Source organism: Protofrankia sp. CiT1 (genome assembly GCF_917627335.1).
Lineage (GTDB): Bacteria > Actinomycetota > Actinomycetes > Frankiales > Frankiaceae > Protofrankia.
This window is the reverse complement of sequence record NZ_CAKJTP010000227.1, coordinates 1-4,503: the sequence shown is the minus strand read 5'-3', so window position 1 is coordinate 4,503 and position 4,503 is coordinate 1. Positions and strand designations below refer to the sequence as shown.

General features: G+C 68.2%; 4 protein-coding genes. 3 read left to right on the top strand and 1 reads right to left on the bottom strand.

All coding sequences use genetic code 11. The annotated features are described in order from the left end of the window. The 3 genes from MJ785_RS20470 to MJ785_RS20460 form a co-directional block, all read left to right on the top strand. The coding region (locus MJ785_RS20470) for a non-ribosomal peptide synthetase (protein ID WP_239382398.1) at positions 1-1,307 on the top strand (1,307 nt) is incomplete at its 5' end. Further along, entirely contained in the window at positions 1,304-2,251 is a 948-nt protein-coding gene (locus MJ785_RS20465) for an NAD(P)-dependent oxidoreductase (RefSeq protein ID WP_239312329.1), read from the top strand. The genes MJ785_RS20470 and MJ785_RS20465, both read left to right, overlap by 4 nt. Further along, entirely contained in the window at positions 2,235-3,653 is a 1,419-nt protein-coding gene (locus MJ785_RS20460; protein WP_239312331.1) for a methyltransferase, read from the top strand. Before MJ785_RS20465 ends, MJ785_RS20460 begins: the two co-directional genes overlap by 17 nt. Before the next feature lie 650 nt (positions 3,654-4,303). Here the strand turns inward: MJ785_RS20460 and MJ785_RS22065 are convergent. Next, positions 4,304-4,503: helix-turn-helix domain-containing protein (locus MJ785_RS22065; protein WP_305039928.1), on the bottom strand; the 200-nt coding region annotated here is incomplete at its 5' end.

Genomic DNA, 4,503 nt, shown 5'->3' with positions numbered 1-4,503 from the left:
CGCTGTACCGCACGATCGTGGCGATCCGCAACAGTACCGTGATGCGGTGGGGGTTCCGGCCCTCGCTGATTCTGCCGATTACCGTGATCGATATTCCGCGCGGCAACCTCGGCAAGATCCAACGGTCCCGGCTGCGCCGCGCCGTCGAAGGCGGCCAGCTAGCCGCGTCGGTCGCGCGGGTGGAGGAGCTGACCCACCGTTTCCTGGGCGACCCGGTACCGCCCGACGGCGACGCCGAGGCCCGCCTCGTCGAAATCTACGCCCGGGTGCTGGGCGTCGAACCATCGGCGCTCTCGGCGGCTGCGAGCTTCTTCGACCTGGGCGGCACTTCACTCGACGTGCTGCGGCTGAAGTTGGAGATCCAACACACCTTCGGCGTGGCCGACGTGCCGGTGGCAGCCATCCTGCAGGCCCCCACCGTGCGGGGGCTGGCGCGGCGCCTGTCGGGCGGTTCCGGTTCCGGCTACGACCCGCTGGTACCGTTGCAGGTCATCGGGGACGGCACGCCGCTGTTCTGCGTGCATCCCGGGCTCGGCGAGGTGCTGGTATTTGTCAACCTCGCGAAGTACTTCGTCAACGAGCGGCCCTTCTATACGCTGCGGGCTCGCGGCTTCGGCAAGGACGAGACCCACTTCGGCAGCTTCGCCGAGATGGTGGACTGCTACGTGGCGGCGATCCGGCGCACCCAGCCGTATGGCCCGTACGCGGTCGCGGGCTACTCGTACGGCGGCGCGGTCGCCTTCGAAATCGCCAAGGCCATCGAGGCGCAGGGGGAGCAGGTCGCCTTCGTGGGGATCTTCAACCTGCCGCCACGCATCTCCGGCCGGATGAACGAGATCACCTTTGCCGACGGAGCGATCAACCTGGCCCTGTTCTTGTCACTGATCAGCGCGGACGACGTCAAGGAACTGACGCAACGGCTGACGCCGCTGAGCGAGGAGGAGCAACTGGCCTGCCTGATCCGGCAGGCGCCGCCCCGCCGGCTGACCGAACTCGACCTCGACCTGGAAGGCTTCACCGCTTGGGTGGCGCTCGCGCAGTCGATGGTCCACCTCGGCCGCGCCTACGAGCCGTCCGGGGCCGTCGAGCAGGTGCGGGTGTTCTACTGCGAACCGCTCAGGGGCACCAAGCAGGACTGGCTCGACCAGCAGTTGCGGGACTGGGACGGCTTCACCCGCCGCCCCAACCGCTACATCGAGGTGGACGGCGAGCACTATACGCTGATGAGCCCCGAGCATGTCCAGACGTTCCAGGCGACGCTGCGGCGAGAGCTGGCCGACGCGCTCGGCGAAGGAGGAGCTTCGTGATCGAAGGCAAGAAGATACTCATCACTGGCGCCACCGGACAGGTGGCCCGGCCGGTCGCCGAGGCTCTCGCCAAGAACAACGAGGTGTGGTGCCTCGGTCGGTTCGCCGACGTCGACGCCGAGCGCGAGCTGAGCGACCTTGGCGTCCGCACCTGGCGGTGGGACATGGCCGGGCTGGCCGAGGACGGTCTCGACGGTCTTGCCGACGACTTCACCCATGTCATGCACTCAGCCGCTCACCGTGGCGACGGCATCGACTTCGACGCCTCGGTGGAGATCAACGCCGTTGGCGCGGGCCGGCTGATGACGCACTGCCGCCGGGCCGAGGCGTTCCTATATGTCTCCTCTGGCGCGGTTTACGCGGGGCAATCGCCGGAGCATCTGGTCCGGGAGGAGGATCCGCTCGGCGGTCAGATGCCGTGGCTGCCGACCTACCCGGTCGGCAAGCTCGCCACCGAGGGCGCTGTCCGCGCCTTCGCCGTCACGCTCGACCTGCCGACGACCATCGCGCGGCTCAACGTCGCGTACGGCCCGCACTCGCACGGCGGGATGCCGATCCTGCTGTTCCGGCGGTTGCTGGCCGGGGAGCCGATCGAAGTGCCACCGCGGGGACAGAACCTGTGCAGCCCCATCCACACCGACGACGTCGTATGGCAAGTGCCGCTGCTCTGGAAGGCCGCGACCGTTCCAGTGCAAGTGATCAACTGGGCCGGCGATGATGCCGTCGGCATTCAGGACATGCTGACGTACATGGCTGAGCTGGCCGGAATCGAGCCACGGTTCGCCTCCAGCGAGGTCTACCGAGCGACCCACGCTTTCGACAACACCCGGCGGAGGGCGCTTATCGGCCGGTGCGGGGTCGGTTGGCGCGAAGGGCTGAGCAGGACCCTGCGGGCGCACTTCCCCGACCTGGTGAAGGAGGCCGCCGATGCGGTCCAACAGTGACATCATCCGGGCCTCGTACGAGGCGTTTCACCGCCGCGATCATAAGGCCGCGCTAGCGGCCTTCGCCCCCGACATCGAGTGGACCCATCCGGACGGGATGGTCGACTACGGCCTCGGCGGCACCAAGAAGGGGTATGAGGAGATCCTGGCGTTCATGGCTCGGGCAAGGACCGTCTTCAGCGAGCTACGCCCAGACCCGCAGGAGTTCATAGAGCAGGGCGATCGCGTCGTGGTCTTCGGCGTTCACTACATGTGCGGAGCACGCAGCGGGATGTCGGGCACGGTGCCGTTCGTCCACTCCTGGCGGTTGGCCCGTGGGTTGGCCACGCACTTCACGGACATTCACGACACTGCCTTGGTACGCCGGATCGTCGAAGGCGACAAGTCACCCGTCGCCGAGCTGCTCGAAACGCACGACGGATATATCCGCGCCCACGTCGTGCGGCTCGTCGCCGAGCTGAAGGTTGGTGACCTCATCGGCGACGGTGCCCGGGACGTCGCCGAGCTGGCGACGGCCACCGCCACCGACTCGCGGGCGCTCTTCCGGCTGCTACGGACTGCCACCGGGTTCGGGCTGATGACCGAGCCGGCGCCCGGGCGGTTTGCACTGACCGAGATCGGGGCGCCCCTACGCTCGGACCATCCGTTGTCGGTACGGTCCATCATGGTCATAGGCGGCGGCCTCTTCGGCCGGGTCTTCTCCGACGCCGAGCACAGTCTGCGTACGGGCGAGCCCGCGTTCCCGAAGACGTTCGGCCTTCCGCTCTTTGCGTACCTGCAGCAGAACCCCGAGGTTGGCGCGGTCTTCAACACCTCGATGGCGGAGTTCAGCCGGTTGGAGACCGGCGGGCTCGTCACGGCCTACGACTTCTCCGTCTTCTCCGGTCGGCGGATCGTGGACGTCGGAGGCGGTGACGGAACGCTGATCTGCGCCGTGCTGGACGCCGTTACGGAGGCGACCGGGGTGGTATTCGACCAGCCCGAGGTCGCGGACGCTGCGCGGGAGCGGATCGCGGCGGCCGGGTTGGGTGAGCGGTGCACGGTGGAGAGCGGCGACTTCTTCTCTGCCGTGCCAACCGGCGGCGACCTCTATATCCTGAAGTGGATCATCCATGACTGGCCGGACGAGCAGGCCCTCGCGATCCTGCGTAACTGCCGCAGGGCGATGGCGCCCGGCGGGCGGCTGCTACTGGTCGAGCAGGTCGTCCCCGAAGGGGACACGCCGCATCGCGGCAAGGTCATGGACTTCACCATGCTCGTCGTGCTAGGCGGGCGGGAACGTACAAAGGCAGAGTACTCCGCACTGCTCGCGGCGGCCGGGCTGCGGCTGGAGCGGGTGCTGGACGGCCCGATGGACAGCAGCATCCTTGAAGCCCTTCCGGATGGGGGCGGGCCACCGTGATTCGGAAGGCCCTCCGCGGCGCGATCCAGGTGGGACGCGGACCGGCACGAGGACAGGTGTCGCGGCGCGACGGGCGGACCGACCCGGGACGACATGGTCAGCGTGCTACTCACTCACGGCCACCCGACCTGACCGCCGAGTTTCCGGCGCTCGCGGTGCGGAAGCTGTGGGCCTGCAAGAGGTGCCGATGGTTGAGCGGCTCGCACGGCCGTGCCCGTCACCACCCGACCGGCATGCCGACGGGTCACACACCAGGAGACGCTCGGCGGAGTTCGTGGTCGATGCCGCAGATCCTGACTTCGGGAGTATGCGCCGGGTCGAGACGGCCGTAGACGAGGCGGATGAATGCCTCGGCCGGCAGTTCGAGGATCCCGGGCGGTATCCTCGGTGCCCAGCGCCTCCGTCAGCGAGACCGGGACGCCGAGCGTTAGGATGCGGCAGTCCGGTTCGGTGGTGGTGACGGCGACACTCACGGGCGTGGTGGCAGGCTTGCCAAATCGGCTCACGGTCGGCTCGAGTAGGTCCACCTCGAGTAGGTCCACGATGTGTTCCGCCGACTCCGCCGCGTCAGAGCGGCGTCCGCAAGGGGCGTCACCAGCTTCTTGAGTCGCTCCCGGGAACTGCGGAGCGCTCGGATCAGGTCGTCCACCTCAGTCTTCTTTCTCGTCGTAGCGGCGCCGGGCGTCCGCGATGTGCTCGCGGTGCTCCTCGGCCCACGCGATTAGCTCGCTCGCCTTCATGGAGAGCGTCCGGCCCACAGGAGTAAGCGAGTAGTCGACCCGCGGCGGCGCGGTGGGGGTGACCTCGCGGAAGACGAGCCCGTCTCGCTCCAGTCCGCGTAGGGTCAGCG